This is a genomic window from Nocardioides epinepheli, from assembly GCF_037936805.1.
Taxonomy (GTDB): domain Bacteria; phylum Actinomycetota; class Actinomycetes; order Propionibacteriales; family Nocardioidaceae; genus Nocardioides.
The window spans coordinates 267,501-286,550 of record NZ_JBBMMC010000003.1 but is presented as its reverse complement, the minus strand read 5'-3'; the positions used below and the strand labels follow the sequence as shown (position 1 = coordinate 286,550).

Sequence of the window (19,050 nt, the reverse complement as noted above, 5' to 3'; positions counted from 1 at the left end):
GATCAATGACCGCACCCGGAATCCACCACGTCGCCTACGCCTGCCGCGACCTGCCCGCGACGACCCGTTTCTACGAGGACCTGATGGGCTTCCCCCTCGTGCACACCGAGGTCGCGCGCGGCCCTCAGGGCGGCTTCTTCCGCCACACCTTCCACGACACCGGCGACGGCAGCTGCATCGCGTTCTTCGACCTGCACGAGGCCGGGGAGCGGGAGGGGTGGAGCTCGGAGATCTCCATCGGCAACAAGCTGCCCCGCTGGGTGAACCACGTCGCATTCAACGTCACCGCGGACAAGGTCGAGGAGGTGCGCGCTCGGATGGCCGAGGCCGGCGTGGAGCCCTACATGGAGGTCGACCACGACTATCTCCGCTCGCTGTACTACATCGACCCCAACGGCATCATGGTCGAGCTCTGCGTCGACACCCCCGGGTTCGAGCCCGACGCCGAGGAGGCGCACCGGCTGCTCACCGCCACCCCCGACGACGTCGACCACAGTCAGCACAAGTCGATGGTGAGCAGCAAGAATTGACGATCCGATGACCAGCACCCCTACCGCCCCACTCCCGACCGGGCCGGCCGACTCGAGCGGCCCGCAGACCACCGACGCCGCGGACCTCGAGGGCCGCAGCGAGTTCTCGGTCCCCAGCCACATCCGGCCGCTCCGGGAGGCCGTGCTCCGGTTCATGACCGAGCACGTCGAGCCGGTCGAGGCCGACCTCGACGCCGGCACGCCCGCGGCGCGCGAGCTCTTGCGGACGCTGCAGGCCGAGGCAGCCGCCCAGGGCCTGTGGGCACTCGGGCATCCCGCCGAGATCGGTGGCGGCGGCCTGCCCTTCCTCGACTACGTCTACATCAACGAGATCCAGGGCCGCTCGGAGTTCGGGCAGTACGCGCTGGGCACCTGGACCCTGCAGGACTCCTTGATGCTGCACCGCCATGCCGTCGGGCCGTGCCGCGATCGCTTCCTCGGCCCGCTCGTCGCCGGAGAGGCCTGGCCCAGCTTCGCGATGACGGAGCCGGACGTCGCCTCCTCCGACCCGACCACCCTGCAGACGACCGCCCGGCTGGTCGACGGCCACTGGCGGATCGAGGGCCGCAAGTGGTTCATCACCAACGCCGGTGACGCCGCCTTCACCACCGTGCTGTGCCGCACCGAGGACGACGCGCCGCCGCACCGGTCCTTCTCGCTGATCCTGGTGCCCACCGACACGCCGGGCTACCGCGTGGTCCGCGAGACGCCCGCGCTCGGACTCCGTGGCGGGCACTTCGAGATCGAGCTCGATGGCGTCGAGGTGCCCGAGGACCACCTGATCGGGGATCGAGGCGCCGGGTTCGCCATCGCCCAGGAGCGGTTGGGCCCGGGCCGGATCTTCCACGCGATGCGCTGGCTCGGCCAGGCACAGCGCGCCTTCGAGCTGATGTGCTCCCGCCTCAACTCACGCATGCTGTCCGGCTCCCCCCTGGGCGAGCGGCAGTTGATGCAGCAGCACGTGTTCGAGTCCTGGAGCTCCATCTGGGCCAGCCGGCTCCTCACGCTCGACGCCGCCAGCCGCATCGACCGCGGCCACGGCGCGCGAGCAGAGATCGGTGCTCTCAAAGTGGTCGGCGCCCGCATGCTGCACGACGTGGTCGACCGGGCCCTCCAGGTGCACGGCGCCGCCGGCCTGTCCGACGACACCCCGCTGAGCCGGATGTACCGCGCCGCGCGGTTCGCCCGCATCTACGACGGCGCCGACGAGGTGCACGTCGTCAACGTCGCTCGGCGGCTACTGCGCGACCACGACAACGGCGAACCGTGGGACTTCGGCGCCTGACCACCGACCGACCTCGACTCCAGGAGACCCTCGTGACCGCTCCCCCATCCTCCGCCCGACCGGCGCACCCACCGGCGGCGTCCGACGTGCAGCCACCCGACTCGTGGCACGAGCTCGTCCGGCCCGACCGGATCGGCCCGGCGCTCGCCGCGGCGACCGGGGAGCAGGCGTGGCTGACCCCCGACGTCACCCTGCTCTCCGGGGGGAAGTCCAATCTCACCTTCCTGGTGGCCTCCGCTGCCGGGGACCTCGTGCTGCGCCGGCCGCCGGCTGGCCCGTTGCTCCCCACCGCCCACGACATGGCCCGCGAGGCGCGGGTCCAGCGGGCGCTGGCCGCCTCGCAGGTCCCGGTGCCGCGCATCGTGCTCACCGACGACGGCGAGCTGCTCGGGGTGCCCTTCTACGTGATGGAGCGCGTCGAGGGCCACATCATCCGAGACGAGCTGCCGGCGGGCTATGCCTCCACCGAGGAGGAGCGCCGCCGGCTGGGACTCGCCCTGGTCGACACCCTGGCAGACCTGCACGAGGTCGTCCCCGGCGAGATCGGCCTCGGGGACTACGGCCGGCCCGAAGGCTTCCTGGACCGGCAGGTGCGCCGGTGGACCGACCAGTGGGAGCGCAGCGCCGACGAGGAGGTCCCGGCCGTCACCGAACTGGGCCGTCTGCTCGCCGCGCGTATCCCTGCCTCGCAGCGCACCGGCATCGTGCACGGCGACTACCGCCTGGACAACTGCGTGGTCTCCCTGTCGTCGCCCCCGCACGTGAACGCCGTGCTGGACTGGGAGCTGTCCACCCTCGGCGATCCGCTCGCCGACCTGGCCCTGCTGCTCTTCTACTGGCTCGAACCCGGCGAGACCGGACTCCAGCTCACGCCGGCGGTCACCGACCTCGCCGGCTTCCCGACCCGCGCCGAGGTCACCGCGCGCTACGCCTCGCGGTCGGGCGCCGATGTGAGCGACCTGGCGTTCCACGAGGGCCTCGCGCACTTCAAGTGCGCGGTCATCACCCAGGGGATCGCGATGCGCGCACGCAGCGGCGCGATGGCCGGGCAGGAGTTCGGCGACCTGAGCCAGGAGGTGCGCAGGATCGCCGAGCGCGGGCTGGAGCGGTTCGGCAGCCGGTCCTGATCAGGCCGGCCACTGCAGCAGGTCCCCCACCTCGACGACCTGACCGCTCAACCGCACCGGATCCGGGTCGCGCAACAACGTGAGGATCGCCCGCCCGACGTCGATCGGGTCCTGTGCGTCGGCTCGTTCCGGCCAGTGTCCGTCGGCGACCTGGCTCTGGTAGTACTCGGTACGAACCAGACCCGGCCATACCGAGAACACCCCGACGCCCTGCCCCGGCGCTCGGTCCGGCAGGGCGGTGGCGAGCTCGGTGGCTAGGTCGGCGGTGAACTTGTCGGTGGCCGCCTTCGAGACGCCGTAGGCGGTCGAGAAGAAGTACTCCTCCGCGGCACGGGAGGACACGTTGACGACCGCGCCACGACCGCGAGCGACCATCGCCCGGCAGGCATGCCACGTGGCGACGTAGGTGGACCGGATGCCCACGTCGTGCATCTGGTCGTAGATCTCGATGGGGTGCTCCCACATGCCACCGCTGCCCACCCACGGCCTCGGGGTTCCGAAGGCGTTGTTCACCAGCACGTCGAGGGTCCCGTGGTCCGCCTCGATCTGAGCGAAGAGCTCCGCGACGGCCTGGTCGTCGCGATGGTCCACGGTGACCGGGATGCCGGACCCGCCGGCGTCGTCGATCTCGCGCGCCACGCTGAACACGCTCCCGTCGCCGGGCGTCGGGGTTCCGGCCGGCTCGGTGCGCCCGGTGAGGTACACCGTGGCGCCGATCTCCCCGAAGGCTCGGGCGATGCCTCGTCCGACCCCGCGGCCCGCGCCGGTCACCAGCACGAGCGGCCGGTCCGGCAGCAGGCCGACGGTGCTCATGCCGCCGTCTCTCGCAGCGCGTCGAAGTCGGTGGCGTAGGTGCGGACCTGCTCGGCGACCTCGTCGTAGTCCATTCCCACCGGTGACACGACGAGCTGCTCGACCCCCAGCCGGTCGTACTCGCTCAGCACCTCGCTCTTCAAGGGCTGGTAGGTCAGTAGCGCCACCCGCACCGGCGGTCGGCCGTACTCGGCTGCCCGCTCCTGCAGGTAGCCGATGCGCTGCTCAAGGTCCTGGTCGATGTCGGCGAAGCCCAGCCACCCGTCGCCGAGCTCGGCGGTTCGCCGCAGGGCGGGATCGGTGTTGCCACCCACCCACAGCGGCGGTCCACCGGCCTGCGGCGGCAGCGGGAACTGGCGCACCGCGGGCAGCCGGTAGGTGGACCACTCCCGTGCGGTGTTGGCGTCGGTCCACAGGTGTCGCATGACCTCCACCCAGTCGCGGAAGCGGGCCGGGCGCTCGCCGGGCACCAGGCCCACCGACTCCATCTCCGCGGGACTCCACCCGATGCCCATCCCCAGGTCGAGCCGGCCGGCAGAGAGCCAGTCCACGGTGCTCGCCTCCTTGGCCAGGTACACCGGGTTGCGCTGCACCGCCAGGCACACGCCGGTGCCGAGACGGATGCGCTCGGTCACCGCCGCGATGGCGCTCAGCAGCGACAGGGGCTCGGGCATGGGTGCGGTGGATTCGAAGAACGCGTTGGGCTCGTCGTCGGACAGGACCACGTGCTCCCCGACCCACAGCTGGTGGTAGCCGATCTCCTCGGCCAGACGCGCCAGCGAGAGCAGCTCGCCGGGGCCGAGTGCGTCACGGAAGGTGGGCAGGTTGAGACCGAGTTTCATGGATCCTCCGGACGGCGTCGAATGGCGGGCATAGTGGAAGTAACGTTAGGTTCAGTCTAGCGCAGATCCGGGTCCGCGAACCGATCTCTTCCCCAGCATTCGGCGGCGAGCGTCGTCCCGATCCGGGCGCTGGGCACAATGCAGGTCAACCAGGAGTCTCAGCAGGAAGGCAGGAGCGAGCATGGCTCAAGCACCGCGTCCGACAGCCCGAGGTCGACAGACCCAGGATCGGATCGACGCCGCCGCGCGCGAGGTCATCGCCAGCAAGGGCTTCTTGAGGATGACGGTCGCCGACATCGTCAAGGAGGCCGATCGCTCCTCGGCCTCCTTCTACAACTACTACGACTCCAAGGAGGACCTGCTCGAGGCCTGGGCTCGCGAGTTCCGCGACGAGGCACGCGCGCGGGCCGAGCGCGCCTACGACCAGCGCCTCACCGGACGCGAGCTGGTCGAGGCGTCGGCTCGCGCCCACTGGGAGACCTATCGCGCCCACCTCGCCGAGATGGTCGGCGTGTTCCAGCAGGCCATGATCAACGACGAGTTCGCGAGGTTCTGGGAGGAGCTGTGCGCCGAGGCGATCGCCGCCATCGCCGGCATGGTCTCTCGCGCCCAGCGCCATGGCTACTGCCCCGGCGTGGACCCCACGCTCACCGCATCGGCGATCGTCTCGATGCTCAACATGTTCTGCTACGAGCACCTGGCCAACGGCCAGGCGAGCGAGGTCGACGACGAGCGATGCATCGCGACGCTCACCGAGATGTGGTACCGCGCGATCTACTGGAAGCCCGACCCGTCAGCCGAGGCCTGAGCCTGGGCCTGGATCCGCCCGGTCAGACGAACCGCTTCTCGACCCACGCGGTCATCAGGTCCGCCAGCTCGTCCCTCGCGCCCGGGGTGAGGAAGTAGTGGTCCGCGTCGAGCTCGTGCGACTCCTTGTCGGTGGCCCCGATGTGGTCGACGATCTCCTGGGCGTCGCTGGGGAACACGCCGGTGTCGGCGTTCCCGTTGACGACCAGGGCGGGCACGGTGACCTTCGGCAGGTGGACCTGCGCGCGCGCCTGGCAGTCGCTGAGGCTCCACATCGATAGCCAGGTACGCAGGGTGCAGGCCGACGCGATCCCGTACACCGACCGGTTGGCCCGCTCGGGGACTCCGGCGTAGCAGCGGTTCGGCTCGCGCCGCGTCGGCTCCAAGGTGGGGTCGACCATCCGGGGGTCGGCCCAAGTGCGGGCCACGGCGAAGGGGCGGTCGTGGTAGCCGGCGGCCTGCAACCGGTCGAGCTCGGACTTGACCCAGGCCGTGATCCGGTGGTTGCGCTCCACCTGGGCCGAGCGGTACCGCGCCACGAACTCCGGGCCGTAGGCGGGACCGTTGTCCGGATTGAACAGATCCAGCGAGGAGTCGGTCGCGACCGGATCGAACTCGTCCACGACGGCGCCGTCCATCCAGGCCGTCAGGACGTCCGGGCGTCCCAGGTGCGCGGCGGTGGAGACGTATCCGTCCGCGGCGGGAAGCTCCTCGACGCCGGTGGCCAGCCGCATCCCCGGCAACGGGGTGATCGACGGGTCGATCGCCTGGGACTGGTAGGCCGCCATGAGCGATCCACCCCCGGAGTTGCCCAGAAGGATCACGACCTCGGCCCCGGCCTCCTCGCGGAGCCAGCGCACCCCGACGCCGATGTCGACCAGGGCGTGGTCGAGCACGAAGTGCGCGTCGTCACCGCGGAAGCGCGTGTTCCAGCCCAGGAAACCGACGCCACGCTCGGCGAGGTAGTCGCCCATGTAGTGCTCGGCGAAGTCGACCTGGTAGTGCGCGGCGATGACCGCGACGCGCGGCGTGGTGCCCGCCCGCCGGTGGTAGAGGCCATGACAGGGGTGCCCGCCTGCTCCCGCCCGCGCGAGATTGGTGCTGGGCAGTCCGACGAAGGTGCGCTCCACGGTCATTTGCTGACTCCTTCAGAGATGGCGGCGAGTGGACTCGGTGAGGTGGACTTGGTGCAGAATATGAATCTGATGTTAGCATCATGTTCTGAGCAAAGGAGATCCCATGACCGACACCGGTTTCGACATCCGCGGCTTCAATCACGTGGCGATGGTCTGCTCCGACATGGAGCGGACCGTCGACTTCTACTGCAACACCCTCGGCCTCAAGCTGACCAAGACGCTCGAGCTCCCCGACGGCATCGGCCAGCACTTCTTCCTCGACGCCGGCAACGGCTGCTCGCTGGCCTTCTTCTGGTTCGCCGAGGCACCCGACGGCGTCCCCGGGATCTCCGCACCGGAGGAGAAGCCGGGCTTCGGCGAGTGGATCAGCGCGGTCAGCTCGCTCAACCACATCGCCTTCGACGTGCCCGCGGAGAAGTTCCAGGAGTACCGGCAGCGCCTCAAGGACGCCGGCGTCCGAGTCGGTCCGATCGTCAACCACGACGAGAGCGAGACCCAGGTCGCGACCGAGATGCACCCCGGGGTGTACGTGCGGTCCTTCTACTTCCAAGACCCCGACGGCATCCTGCTCGAGTTCGCCTGCTGGCTGCGCGAGTTCGGGCCCGAGGACGTCGCACACCGGCCCCGCACGGCCGCCGAGCGCCGGACCCCGGTGGCGGTCGGCTCCTGACCCGCCGCGCCCGGCGACTGCGAGCGCCCCGTCCGCCTTCCGCGGGCGGGGCGTTCTCGTGCGCCTCTTCCGCGGCAACTACGGCAGGCGGGTCTCGAGCGCTTGGACGAGGGCGGTCAGGGTGGCGTTGACCGGGGCACTGCGACCGACCTTGGCCGCCTCCCGGGGCACGGCGCCGTTGATGACTCCGACCTCGCTGGGGCGCCCGGCCTCGATGTCGAGCAGGGCGGAGGGTTTCGCCGCCGGCATCTGGGCACCGAACGCGCGGACGTGCTCCACCGGATCCGCGACGTCGATCGCGATGCCCAGCGCGGTCGCGGTCTCCCACGCCTCGGTGGCCGCGGCGCGGCTCACCGGACCCAGGTGGGGATCGTCCATCACCTCACCGACGGTGAGACCGGTCAGCGCGCACGGCGCGCTGTAGGCGACATTGCAGATCAGCTTCTCCCACTGCATCGCGGCGATGTCGGGCACGGCCTCGGCGTCGAACCCGCCGGCGCGCCACGCCGCGGCGACCGACTCCACTCGAGCCTCGCCCAGGCCGGCGTGTGCCCCGAAGCGCATCGCCCGCATCGCGTTGTGGTGGGCACGACCCGGGCCCCGCAGCGAGGCCCCGAAGCCACTGGCGATGCCGACGGCCAGTCGATCCGGGCCGACCTCCGCGGCGACGTCGTCGGCCGAGCCGAGCCCGTTCTGGATCGTCAGCACCATGGTCTGCGGTCCGAGCAACGGCCGGGCATGTCGCGCGGCCCCGGCCGCGTCGGCGGCCTTGACGGCCAGCACCACCAGGTCCGCGGGCTCGGAGGGCGGCGTCGTGAAGGCCCGCACCCGCGCATGGTGCTCTCCGTCCGGACCGGACAGTCGTAGGCCGTCGGCAGCGATCGCGGCGACGTGCTCGGGCCAGGCGTCCACGACCAGCACCTCGTGCCCGCCACCGCTCAACCGGGTGGCGTACACCGAGCCCATCGCACCGCATCCGACGACGGCGACCTTCACCGCTCCTCCGCCCTCACGCGACCAACCGCGCGATCTCCTCGGCCAAGCCCGGCTTGGCCTCCAAACCGAATCCCGGCGCGTCGCCGGGCTGGATCCGCCCGTCCTCCAGGAGGCAGTCAGGGCTGTAGCCGCCGAAGGGCTCGAACACCCCGGGGTAGGCCTCGCATCCGCCCAGGCCCAGCCCGGTGACGATGTGCAGGTTGAGCAGGTGCCCGCCGTGCGGGAAGGCCGCGGTGCGCTCGACGCCGTGCGCCTCCATCAGCGAGATCATCCGGGCGTACTCGGTCAGCCCGTAGCTCAGCCCGGCGTCCATCTGCAGGATGTCTCGATCCGGCCGGATGCCGCCATAGCGCAGGAGGTTCTGGACGTCGGGGGCCGAGAAGAGGTTCTCCCCGGTGGCGATCGCACCGTCGTAGACCTCGGCGACCCGGCGGTTCAGGTCGAAGTCGAGCGGATCCCCGACCTCCTCGAACCAGCGCAGCCCCAGACCCGACATCGCCCGCCCGTAGGCCAGGCCCTCGTCGGGCCCGAACCGGCCGTTGGCATCCACCGCGACGCCCTGGCCACCGCCCATGACCTCCACCGCGGCCTCCAGCCGCGCCATGTCGTCGGCGAGCGGCAACCCACCGATCTTGATCTTCACCGCCGGGTAGCCGCGCTCGCGATAGCCGGCCAGCTCGGCCCGCAGCTCCGGCACGCCCTCCCCGGGCCGGTAGTAGCCGCCCGCGGCGTAGACGGGCACGCCGACGCGCGGCTCCCGACGTCCGTGCGCTCGGGCGATCGTGGCGTAGGCGGGCTCCTGGTCGTGCTTGGCCAGGAGGTCCCAGCAGGCCAGCTCCACCGCGGCTGCCGCCGCTGCGCGGTCGCCGTGCCCGCCCGGCTTCTCCCCCACCAGCATCGCCGACAGCACCGCCGTGGGGTCGATCCGGCCGTCGTCGCCCTGGAGCGACCCCGGGTCGGCCGCCAGCACCCGCGGGATCAGCCGCTCGCGCAGGATCCCGCCCTGGGCGTGCCTGCCGATCGAGTTGAACGCCACACCGGTCAGCGGCCGGCCGCCCCGCACGACGTCGCTGACCACCGCGACCAACGAGACCTCGTGTCCTGAGAAGTCCACTACTGCGTTGGAGACCTGGCCGCGCAAGGGCACCGACAGCTCTCGGACCTCGACGATACGCATGCCGGATCGCCTGCCTCTCTGCTCAGGCGATGCCGCGCTGGCGCCCGGACCAGTGCGGCGCCCGCAGCTCACGCTTGAGGATCTTGCCGCTGGGGTTTCGCGGCAGCTCCTCGACGACGTCGATGGAGGTGGGGCACTTGTAGTGGGCCAGTCGCTCGCGGCAGAACTCGATGACCGCGTCGACGTCGAGGTCGGCACCGTCACGGGGGACGACGACGGCCTTGACCGTCTCGCCCCACCGATCGTGCGGCACGCCGATCACCGCCGCGTCCGCGACGCCGGGGTGGGCCAGCAGGACGTTCTCGACCTCGATCGGGAAGATGTTCTCGCCGCCGGACACGATCATGTCCTTGACCCGGTCGCAGAGGAAGAGATAGCCGTCGGCGTCGAAGTAGCCGGCGTCGCCGGTGTGGAACCACCCCTCGGGGCTCAGCACCGTCGCCAGCTCATCCGGCTGGTTGCGGTAGCCGGTCATGATCAGGTCACTGCGAACCCAGACCTCCCCGGTGGCTCCCTGCTTGCGAGCCTCGCCGGTGACCGGATCGGTGATCTGGACTTCGACGCCGGCCATCGGCCGACCGGCCGAGGACAGCAACTCGCCGCCGTCTCGGTGGTCCTGCGGGGTCAGGAAGGTGATGGGCCCGCAGGTCTCGGTCATGCCGTAGCACTGCACGAGGTCGCAGTCGAACAGCTTGTGCGCGGCCTCGGCGACCGCCGAGGACATCGGCGAGCCGCCGTAGATCAGGGTGCGGAGCCTGGTGTAGTCGCGGCCGGCCGCCGACGGGGCCTGGACGAGCATCTGGACGACGGCCGGCACGGTGAGTGCGTGGTCGACGGCCTGGGCGCCCAGAACGTCCAAGACGACGTCGGGCCGGACCTCGAGCAGGTACAGCGACTGCGCGCCACGGGCCAGGCAGTAGAAGAGCCAGCCGGTGCCGGAGACGTGGAAGGTCGGGGCCGGCACCATCACCACCTCGCCGGTCTCGATCCGCCAGGGGGCAGCCGAGCCGACGTTCGCGGCGATGGCGCGGTTCGGGAGCTCGACGCCCTTCGGCCGGCCCGACGTGCCGGAGGTGTAGACGATCAGGGCGATGTCCTCCGGGTCTGGCTCGAGGTCGACCGGCTCCTGCGGCCACTGCTCCAGCCAGTCGGAGAGCACCTCGCACCGCTCGTCGGCGAAGACGATCCGCGGGCGATCGTCGTCCGGCCGCTCGAGTCCCAACGACGGCAGGAACTCGGCCTCGGCCACGACCGCCAGGGGCGCGGCGTCGTCGAGAACCCCTCGAAGCTCGCCGGCGCTGAGCCGCCAGTTGAGCGGCACGCCCGCGGCGCGGAGCATCGAGGCGGCCGCGAGCACCTCGCCCCAGTTGAGGGCGGACCTCCCCAGGAATGCGACGCGGTCACCCGGCCCGACACCCTCGGCGCGCAGCCCCTGCGCCAGGTGGCTGCTGAACCGGTGCCACGACCCGAAGGTATGGGAGGGTCCGTCCACGATTCCGATGGCCGGCTCGTCGGGCCGCTCGCTCGCCCACCGCTGCAGCATGAGACCGACGGATCCGCTTGCGCCTACGTCCACGCCGGGCACCTTCCACCCTGAGCCGCTACCGCGACTGATTCTGAGGTCAGATTCAGTTTAGGGCCACGATGGCCGGGACGACAAGGGGCGGCTCCGATATCCCACGACTCCGGGAAAGCCATCGGCGCGCGACGGCGAGGGACTTTGGGCGCCCGGTTCGCACGCCCTAGTTCGCGATCTCCTCGGCCCAGCGGGTCGTCCACTCCGGCAGCTTCTCGGCGATGACCGGGTAGTCGAAGGTCAGCAGGTTGTCGAAGGTCGCCCCCTGGGGGATGTAGTTCTCCTCGGCGAAGGCGTCGTCGAACGACACCTTCGAGTTCACCGAGCCCTCGGGAATGGCGGTCAAGAAGGCCTTCTGGACGTCGGCCGACAACTGGTAGTCCATGTACTCATAGGCCGAGTCGACATTGCCGCTGTCGGCGGGGATCGCGAGCGAGGACAGCACGCCCAGCGCGCCCTCCTCGGGGAAACTGAAGCCGAGCGGCGCACCGGTCGCCTTGGCGGCGCCGGTGCGGTCGCTGTAGCCCACGCCGATCCACGCTTCGCCCGAGGTGAGCAGCTGGATCGCCTGATCGGGAGTGGTGTAGATCGAGGCAAGGTTGCCCTTGAGTTCCTTGAGTGCTTCGAAGCCTGGCTCGATGTTGTTCTCGTCGCCACCGTTGAGCTTGGCCGCCTCCAGCAGGAACAGATAGCCGGCGGTGCCCGCGACGTCGGAGATGATCACCTTGCCCTTGTACTCGGAAGACCACAGGTCCTCCCACGACGTGGGGGCGTTGTCCAGCTGCTCGCTGTTGTAGGCCAATCCGACACCCGCGACCAGGTACGCCACGGAGTAGCCGGCCTCTCCGATCGCGAGCGGCAGCAGTTCGTCCTTGACCGACAGTCGATCGATGTCGAGCTTGGCCAACTTCCCGGCCGCCGCGCTCTGGGCCACCGGCACCGGATCCATATAGACGAGGTCGTAGGGCGAGGTGCCCTTGGCAGCAGCCGAGAGCTGCGTTGCGGTCGCTGCCCCCAGCGAGGTGGTGATAGCGACGCTGACGTCCTTCTCCTTCTCGAAGCCGGCGACGACGTGCTTACGGATGGCGTCCTCGAACGCGCCACCGAAGCTGTTGATGCGCAGGCGCGAGGCGTCCGCGCCGTCCGACCCGTTCGGCCCACAGGCGCTCAGAGTCGAGCCGAAGGCGGCGACGCCGGTGGCGGCACCGGCGAGTTGCAGGAAGCGGCGCCTGTCCAATGTGTACTTCCCAGACATGTTTCCTCGTTTCTCAGGGGTGTAGTCGATCGCTGCCGGCGGCGGATCGGTTGGTGGGTCAGTGCAGGGTGCGGCCGCCGTCAACGGCCAGTACCGAGCCCGTGGTGTAGCCCGACGCGGGAGAGGCCAGGAAGACCACGGCGGCGGCCACCTCGTCGGGAGTGCCGAACCGCGGCACGAGATAGGAGGCGAAGCCCGCGACCTCGTCGCGTACAGCAGTCGGACGCCCGGCCTGGGCAGTTCGAGCCATCGGGGTGTCGACCAGACCGGGGCACACGCAGTTGACCCGGATGCCGCGATCGGCCAGGTCGATGGCCATCGCCTTCGTGAGACCGACTACGGCTGACTTCGAGGCCACGTAGGCCGTCATGGCGGGAATGGCACGCAGCCCGGCTCCCGATCCGATGTTGACGATCGCCGAACCGGCGGGCATCAGTGGGATGAGGGATCGGCTCAGCAGCCACGGCCCGCGCACGTTCACCGCGAATGCACGGTCCCAGTCGTCCTCGGTGACCGTGAGGACGTCGCCCGGAGCGAGGGCGCCCGCGCCGTTGACGAGGACGTCGCACCTCCCGTGGCGCTCACGCACTCGGGTGGCCAGCGCCTCCACCGAGTCGGCGTCGGCGACATCCACCTGAGGATGTGCATCCAGGTCTGCCACCTCGACCGTCGCCCCTGCGGCGCGGAGCTGACCGACCACAGCCGCACCGATGCCGCTCGCGCCACCGGTGACGACCGCAACCCGACCAGTGAGGTCGACCAGCTCACCCAGGGTGGTCACGCTAGGTCGTCCCGCTCGGCAAGAAGACCGGGTCGCACCCGAGCAGCGAGGTCCTCGATCCGGGTGAACTCTCCGGTACCGGAGTCCAGAACGTGCTCGATGGTCTTGCGCAGCGTCCACAAGCGCGAGGACCTACCGATCACCTGCGGGTGCATCGCGACCTGGAAGACAGTGCCCTCCTCCTGGCTGATGCCGTCGTACTCGCGGGTCCAGGTCTCCAGTACCGCGCTGGGGGACGACATGCTCCGCCCGACGAGACGGTTGCTGTACATGAAGAAGGGAGCGTCGTCCAGGCACCAGGCGAAGGGGATCTCGACGATGTCGGTGACCCGGTCACCGTCCTGCAACAGGTGTGGGGAGTCGGAGTCGAACAGGTTGGAGGAATAGGTGAATCCGAACCTCTCCATCAGGCCGATCGTGTGTGGGGTGAGCTCGCCGGCTGGCGAGCGCCAACCCTGTGGCTCGCGGCCGGTGGCCTTCACGATGGCGTCCCATCCCCGCTGGAACTCCTCCTCCTCCTGCTCGGCTGTGAGGTTGTCGGACCAGGTGTGGGTGTAGCTGTGGTGCTCGATGTGCAGGCCGGCGTCGAGGATCGCCTCGACCTGGTCGGGATATCGCTCGACGACCAGCCCCGGGACGAAGAATGTCGCGGGGATGTCGAACTCGGCCAGCAGCCGCAGGATGCGCGGCAGGCCGACCTTCGGGCCGTAGTGGCCCTGAGAGACCCAGACCGGCTTGGTCTCAGCCTCAGGGTCACGAGCCATCCAGAGGGTCTCGGCATCCATGTCGAAGGTCAAGATGGCGGGCGTCTTGGCGCTCATTGCTCAGTGCTCCTCGCTGGTGGTGGCGACGGGCCGCGGCAGGACGGTGGGCAGACGAAAAATCGAGTCCTGGTAGCGACGCGCCAGGTCGAGCAGACGGGGCTCGTGGCCCGGTCGGCCAATGAGCTGGATGGCCACGGGCAGACCGCGCACCAGGCCACAGGGGACACTGAGTGCGGGGTAGCCGGTGAAGTTCATGAGGAAGGTGAACGCGACGGAACCGCGACGGGCGTCCTCGGGAAGTGCAGTACGACCTTCAGGGAGGAGGGGCGCGACGAAGCCCAGGGTCGGAGTCACCACGGCGTCCACCCCGGCAAGCAAGCCCTCGAGATGAGCCACGGCTCCCAACTGCGCCTTGACGCCGGCCGAGTACGCAGCGCCAGACACCAGGGAGCCACGTTCGAACTGGTGCCGGGCATAGTCGGTCAGCAGGTCGCGGGTGCGCTCGTCGGCCAGTAGATCGCCGCCACCGCTGGAGACGCGGTCGGCCTGCATGATGTCGTAGAACCGGTCAGCGAACCGCGGTGCGTCCAGCGACGTTCCGGGCTCGTCGAGTTCGGCACCCAGCAGAGCCGCCAGATCGACGGCGGCATCGTGGGTGACGGAGAGAACGTCGGACTCGGCACCGGGCACACCGCTGTCGCCGATCCAACGGATCCGCAGCGGCCGCTCCGAGGAACGGGGCGGTTCGCTGCCCCTGGCCAGCGTCCACGTCGGGTCGCCGACGTGGGGACCGCGCATGACGTGCCACAGCACCTCGGCGTCCGTGACGTCCATGGTCATCGGTCCGACTGCGGAGAAGCGGCGGGTGCCGATTCGGCCTCCGGTACCGGGCACCGAGCCCAGAGAGGGCTTCAGGCCGATCGTCCCGCACAGTGCGCTGGGGATGCGGATAGAGCCTCCTCCGTCGCTGCCGACCGCGATCGGCGTGATTCCCGCCGCAACGCTCGCCGCCGCCCCGCCGCTCGAGCCCCCGCACGTGCGGTCGAGGGCCCAGGGATTTCGGGTCTCCTCGGCCAGGTCGTTGTCGGTGCGGATGTAGATCGCGAACTCGGGAGTATTGCTCTTCCCGACCAGGATGCCGCCAGCTCGGCGGATCCGTGCCACCAGCTCGGCGTCGTGATCGGGCACGTGGTCGGCGTAGATCCGCGACCCATAGGTGGTGCGGACTCCCGCGGTGTCATAGAGGTCCTTGACCGTGAACGGCACGCCCCACAATGGCCCTGGCAGCTCACCGGCGCGAGCACGCGCCTCGAGGAGATCGGCCTGCTGGTAGGCGTGCTCGGCGTCGACGGTCAACAGGCTGTGGAGTTGGGCATCGTGCTCCTCGATGCGCTCCATCGTCCTTTTGACGATCTCCTGGGGTCGCACGCGCCCGGCGACGACCACCTCGCGGATCTCGCGAGCCGTCCGCATCTCTTCGACGTCGGTCAACGCCATCCACCCCAGCACGACCAGCCGCCGTCGACGTGCAGCGTCTGGCCGGTCATGTACGACGCCGCATCCGAGATCAGGAAGTGCACGACCGAGGCGATCTCGCTCGGGCGGGCGAGGCGCCGCATCGGCGTCCGCTCGACCACCTGGTCGGCGTCGAGCAGCCCGCGCTCGATGTTGCTCTCGACCAGGGGCGTCAGCACGGTGCCGGGCGCGATGGCATTGACGCGGATGCCTTGCTCGGCCCACTCGCACGCCAAGTGACGGGTGAGGGACTCCAGCGCGGCCTTCACGGGCCCGTACCCGGAGCGACCGGCGATGACCGTGCTCGCGGCCAGACTCGACATCAGCACGATGCTGCCGCCTGCATCGGCGAGCGCGTCGTGCGCGTGCCGGCACGCCCTGACGGCTGCACGCAGATGCGAGTCGATGAGCGTGGTCCAGTCCTGGTCGTCGAGATCCAGGAAGTCCTTGGTGAGACCGGCGCCGGCGTTGCTGACCAGCCCGTCGAGCCGGCCATGCGTGGTGAGGGTGTGATCCACCAGGCCACGCACGACGTCGCCGTCGCCCACGTCCCCATGCATAGAGCTCACCTGCGCCCCTAATGCCCTGGCTTCCTCGGCCACGGAGCCGAGGTCGGCGTCGTCATCGAGACCGTGAACCACCAGGTCGTATCCGCGACCGGCCAGCAGTACGGCCGTGGCCCGCCCGATGCCGGTCGAGGAGCCGGTGACGAGTGCGACCGGACGACTCATGGCCGGTTCCGCTTCTGCTCACGCCGCTCCTCGCCACTGCCGAGCCACATGACCAGGCAGACCATGACCAGCGACATCGCGACCAGCACCGTGGAGGCAGCGGCGACGGTCGGGTCCGCGGAGTACTGGACGTAGGTGAAGATCGCGACCGGCAGGGTGACGAAGTCCGGCCCGGTGATGAACAAGGTGACCACCGCCTCGTCGAAGGAGACGACGAAGGCGAAGACCGCGCCGCTGACGATGCTGCCACCGATCGACGGCACGACGACCCTGAAGAACGTACGCAGGGGCCCAGCGCCGAGGGAGCGGGAGGCCTCCTCCAATCGGGGATCGATGCGGCGCATGCCTGCGAGGACCGCGCGGATCACGAATGGAGAGGCGATGATGACGTGAGCCAGCACGCCGCCCTCGAACGTGCCCGACCACCCCGTACGCGAGAGTACGAACAACAGCCCGAGCCCGAGCACGACCGCGGGGAGGATCAGGGGCGATAGGAAGACCTGCTCGAGCGAGCGCGTTGTCCGACTGCTGTAGCGGTTGATGGCATAGGCCGCGGGCACGCAGATCAAGACCGAGATCACTGTGGTTACTGCGGCCAGCTGCAGGCTGGTGACGAACGCGTCCACGAACCCTGGAGTGTCGAGGATCTGTTGGTACCACCGCATCGAGAAGCCCTGCGGCGGGAAGGTGAGGTAGCCGGTCTCGGTCACCGAGGCCAAGGCCACCACGACGAGCGGTGCGGCGATGAACAGGCAGATGAGCGTCACGACGACGCCCATCACGACGCTGCCCGTCGAGAACGGCCGGCGCTTGCGCGGCGTCGGGGGGCGCATGTCCGTCGCGACGGTGGTGTGGGTGTCAGCCACGTTCCCGCCTCCCTAGGACGGCGCTCTGCACGAACAGCAAGGCGAGGGTGGCTGCTAGCAGCAGGATGCCCAGGGCGGCACCGTAGGGGTAGTTCTGCACGGTCTCGACCTGGCGGAAGATGGAGGTCACGACCGTCGGCACCCGGCCGCCACCGAGCAGTTGCGGGGTGACCAACGCGCTCATGCTGGCAGCGAAGGTGAGTACGAAGCCCGCGATGAGTCCGTTGATGGACTGGGGGAAGGTAATGGTCCAGAAGACCCGCCAGCGCGAACTGCCGAGCGAGGCCGCCGCCTCCTCGGTACGCCGGTCGATGGCCGCGAGGGCAGTGATCAGGCTCAGCGCCATGAACGGCATGTAGGTGTGCACCAACCCGATCGAAACGCCGGTCTGAGTGAACAGCAGCTTGACCGGAATGCCCAGCGCGTCGAGTGTCTTCTGCGGGAACGCCTCACTGCTCAGCAGGATCTGCCAGCCGAAGGTCTTGACCACCACGCTCACCAGCAGCGGCATCATCACCATCGCGGTGAGGGGGGTGCGGGCCCAGCGCGGGCCACGAGTGATGGCGAGCGCGAGCGGATAGGACAGGAGAGCACTGATCACTGCTGTGATGAGGCCGAGTTCGAAGGTGCGCAGAATCGCACCGCTGTCGGTCGGCGAGGAGAAGACAGCGGAGTACTGGGAGACCGTCCAGGCACTGGTCTGACCGACGCCCGGCTCGTAGTCGTTGAACGAGAACCTCGCGACGGTGCCCAACGGGACCAGGAACCCGACGGCGAATACCCCGAGCATCGGCACGAGCAGCGCAAGTGCGACGCGCCCGCGCACGCCGCGCTCGGGCGCGACGTCATCTTGGCGCTGGGGCTCGGCGTTGACTGGCCCGGCCTGGGTGGCCACCTGGGTCATCGTGGCCCCTCACCGGGGAGAAGCACACACCGTGATCCATCGATGCCGATCCTCACCGAGTCTCCGGCTGCCGGTAGCGCCACGGTGGAGCCGCTGGCAACCGCGCTGAGCTCGAGGTCTCCGACGCTGGCGCGTACTGCGATCGAGGAACCGAAGTACGAAACCTGGTCGACGTGCGCCTCGTGCACGGTCCATGCGCCGGACGAGCTCAGCCGCGCTGGGTCCTCGACCAGGGCGATGTCCTCAGGCCTCAGCACCACGTCGACCGCTCCGGCCTCGACGACGGGGTCGGGAACGAGCAGCTCTCCCAGAGGCGTCGCGACCCGCGCCACCCCGTCTTCAACCGCGCGCACCGTGCCTGGCACGAACGTCGCGTCACCCACGAACTCGGCCATGAACCGCGAGACGGGTCGCCGATACAGATCGGTCGGCGAGCCGATCTGCTCGATGACACCGCCGACGAGGACGGCGATCTGATCGGCCATCGCGAAGGCCTCCTTGCGGTCATGGGTGACCATGACCGCGGTGGTGCCGGTCTGCTGTTGCAGGCGGCGAATCTCCGATCCGACGTCGACTCGCAGGTTGGCGTCCAGGTTCGACAGCGGCTCGTCGAGCAGCAGCAGCTCTGGCTCCATGGCCAGCGCGCGGGCCAGCGCGATGCGCTGCTGTTGGCCTCCGGAAAGGCGGGTGGGGCGCACCTTGCCGACGTGGGGCAGGCGCACCAGCTCGAGCAGGTCGGCACACCGTCGCGCGATCAGCTTCTTGTCGGCGCCCTTGGCCCGCAGCGGATAGGCCAGGTTGTCGTTCACCGACATGTGCGGGAAGAGCGCGTAGCTCTGGAAGACGACGCCGATGCCGCGCTTGTGTGGTGGGCGCTCGGTCACGTCGACCCCGGCCAGCCGGACGTCGCCGGCATCAGGTCGGATGAATCCGGCGATCGTGCGTAGCACCGTCGTCTTGCCCGAGCCGCTCGGCCCGAGCAGCGCGATGAACTGCCCGTGCGGAACCGCGAGGCTGAGATCGCGCAGAACCGTGGTGCGGCCGTAGGAGACCGTCACCCGATCCAGTTCGACGCTTGCAGTGGTCCCCCCACCGGCGTCGACGTCTGCACTGGGCGGATCGATTTCGGGCGACATGGCCCGTCGGGCTGACTCGGTCACGCCTGAGCCTCCTGCCAAGTAGGTCTTGGACCTAGTTACTGGTCAGACCAGCGACTAGCATGACGTTAGTCTCACCGAGAGTGATGCAGATCGCAAGGATCTGTTCGATCAGAAT

General features: G+C 69.6%; 19 protein-coding genes. 5 read left to right on the top strand and 14 right to left on the bottom strand.

Annotated features, from left to right (window positions below):
- The first annotated feature begins 5 nt into the window (after window positions 1-5).
- Genes WMR31_RS06375 through WMR31_RS06365 form a run of 3 tightly spaced genes read left to right on the top strand, consistent with a single transcriptional unit; the run spans window position 6 to window position 2,942 of the window.
- Complete coding sequence (locus WMR31_RS06375) at window positions 6-530, top strand: VOC family protein (RefSeq protein WP_340537943.1); 525 nt, start codon at window positions 6-8, stop codon at window positions 528-530.
- A gap of 7 nt (window positions 531-537) precedes the next feature.
- Complete coding sequence (locus WMR31_RS06370; protein WP_340537942.1) at window positions 538-1,815, top strand: acyl-CoA dehydrogenase family protein; 1,278 nt, start codon at window positions 538-540, stop codon at window positions 1,813-1,815.
- A gap of 32 nt (window positions 1,816-1,847) precedes the next feature.
- Window positions 1,848-2,942, top strand: a complete 1,095-nt coding sequence (locus WMR31_RS06365; RefSeq protein ID WP_340537941.1) for a phosphotransferase family protein — start codon at window positions 1,848-1,850, stop codon at window positions 2,940-2,942.
- Here the strand turns inward: WMR31_RS06365 and WMR31_RS06360 are convergent, their stop codons facing one another.
- Both WMR31_RS06360 and WMR31_RS06355 read right to left on the bottom strand, forming a co-directional pair.
- Complete coding sequence (locus WMR31_RS06360; protein WP_340537940.1) at window positions 2,943-3,755, bottom strand: SDR family NAD(P)-dependent oxidoreductase; 813 nt, start codon at window positions 3,753-3,755, stop codon at window positions 2,943-2,945.
- Complete coding sequence (locus tag WMR31_RS06355; protein ID WP_340537939.1) at window positions 3,752-4,597, bottom strand: TIGR03619 family F420-dependent LLM class oxidoreductase; 846 nt, start codon at window positions 4,595-4,597, stop codon at window positions 3,752-3,754. The genes WMR31_RS06360 and WMR31_RS06355 overlap by 4 nt, the downstream gene beginning before the upstream one ends.
- A 181-nt stretch (window positions 4,598-4,778) precedes the next feature.
- Between WMR31_RS06355 and WMR31_RS06350 the strand changes: the two genes are divergently transcribed.
- On the top strand, window positions 4,779-5,405 hold the full coding sequence (locus WMR31_RS06350; RefSeq protein WP_340537938.1) for a TetR/AcrR family transcriptional regulator: 627 nt from the start codon (window positions 4,779-4,781) through the stop codon (window positions 5,403-5,405).
- Window positions 5,406-5,427: 22 nt separating this feature from the next.
- Here the strand turns inward: WMR31_RS06350 and WMR31_RS06345 are convergent, their stop codons facing one another.
- Complete coding sequence (locus tag WMR31_RS06345) at window positions 5,428-6,540, bottom strand: alpha/beta hydrolase (RefSeq protein WP_340537937.1); 1,113 nt, start codon at window positions 6,538-6,540, stop codon at window positions 5,428-5,430.
- A gap of 103 nt (window positions 6,541-6,643) precedes the next feature.
- Between WMR31_RS06345 and WMR31_RS06340 the strand changes: the two genes are divergently transcribed.
- Window positions 6,644-7,210 (top strand): VOC family protein, encoded by a 567-nt coding sequence (locus tag WMR31_RS06340; protein ID WP_340537936.1) that lies wholly within the window; start codon window positions 6,644-6,646, stop codon window positions 7,208-7,210.
- A gap of 78 nt (window positions 7,211-7,288) precedes the next feature.
- Here WMR31_RS06340 and WMR31_RS06335 read toward each other — a convergent pair whose 3' ends face one another.
- From WMR31_RS06335 to WMR31_RS06285, 11 genes are all read right to left on the bottom strand, one after another.
- Window positions 7,289-8,206, bottom strand: a complete 918-nt coding sequence (locus WMR31_RS06335) for a ketopantoate reductase family protein (RefSeq protein ID WP_340537935.1) — start codon at window positions 8,204-8,206, stop codon at window positions 7,289-7,291.
- Between the two features lie 13 nt (window positions 8,207-8,219).
- Window positions 8,220-9,383 carry an enolase C-terminal domain-like protein gene (locus tag WMR31_RS06330; protein ID WP_340537934.1) on the bottom strand — a complete coding sequence of 388 codons (1,164 nt, stop codon included), beginning with the start codon at window positions 9,381-9,383 and terminating at the stop codon, window positions 8,220-8,222.
- A 22-nt stretch (window positions 9,384-9,405) separates the two neighbouring features.
- Window positions 9,406-10,959, bottom strand: coding sequence for an AMP-binding protein (locus tag WMR31_RS06325; protein WP_340537933.1), 1,554 nt, complete (start codon window positions 10,957-10,959; stop codon window positions 9,406-9,408).
- 166 nt (window positions 10,960-11,125) lie between these two features.
- Window positions 11,126-12,214: an ABC transporter substrate-binding protein gene (locus WMR31_RS06320; RefSeq protein WP_340537932.1), complete on the bottom strand. Its 1,089-nt coding sequence runs from the start codon at window positions 12,212-12,214 to the stop codon at window positions 11,126-11,128.
- A 58-nt stretch (window positions 12,215-12,272) separates the two neighbouring features.
- On the bottom strand, window positions 12,273-12,995 hold the full coding sequence (locus tag WMR31_RS06315) for an SDR family NAD(P)-dependent oxidoreductase (RefSeq protein ID WP_340537931.1): 723 nt from the start codon (window positions 12,993-12,995) through the stop codon (window positions 12,273-12,275).
- Window positions 12,992-13,816, bottom strand: a complete 825-nt coding sequence (locus WMR31_RS06310; protein WP_340537930.1) for a polysaccharide deacetylase family protein — start codon at window positions 13,814-13,816, stop codon at window positions 12,992-12,994. The genes WMR31_RS06315 and WMR31_RS06310 overlap by 4 nt, the downstream gene beginning before the upstream one ends.
- Before the next feature lie 3 nt (window positions 13,817-13,819).
- Complete coding sequence (locus WMR31_RS06305) at window positions 13,820-15,250, bottom strand: amidase (protein WP_340537929.1); 1,431 nt, start codon at window positions 15,248-15,250, stop codon at window positions 13,820-13,822.
- Window positions 15,247-16,005 (bottom strand): SDR family NAD(P)-dependent oxidoreductase, encoded by a 759-nt coding sequence (locus WMR31_RS06300; RefSeq protein ID WP_340537928.1) that lies wholly within the window; start codon window positions 16,003-16,005, stop codon window positions 15,247-15,249. Before WMR31_RS06300 ends, WMR31_RS06305 begins: the two co-directional genes overlap by 4 nt.
- Window positions 16,002-16,871: an ABC transporter permease gene (locus WMR31_RS06295; protein WP_340537927.1), complete on the bottom strand. Its 870-nt coding sequence runs from the start codon at window positions 16,869-16,871 to the stop codon at window positions 16,002-16,004. Before WMR31_RS06295 ends, WMR31_RS06300 begins: the two co-directional genes overlap by 4 nt.
- Window positions 16,864-17,775: an ABC transporter permease gene (locus tag WMR31_RS06290; RefSeq protein WP_340537926.1), complete on the bottom strand. Its 912-nt coding sequence runs from the start codon at window positions 17,773-17,775 to the stop codon at window positions 16,864-16,866. Before WMR31_RS06290 ends, WMR31_RS06295 begins: the two co-directional genes overlap by 8 nt.
- On the bottom strand, window positions 17,772-18,833 hold the full coding sequence (locus WMR31_RS06285; RefSeq protein ID WP_340537925.1) for an ABC transporter ATP-binding protein: 1,062 nt from the start codon (window positions 18,831-18,833) through the stop codon (window positions 17,772-17,774). Before WMR31_RS06285 ends, WMR31_RS06290 begins: the two co-directional genes overlap by 4 nt.
- Between the last annotated feature and the right edge of the window lie 217 nt (window positions 18,834-19,050).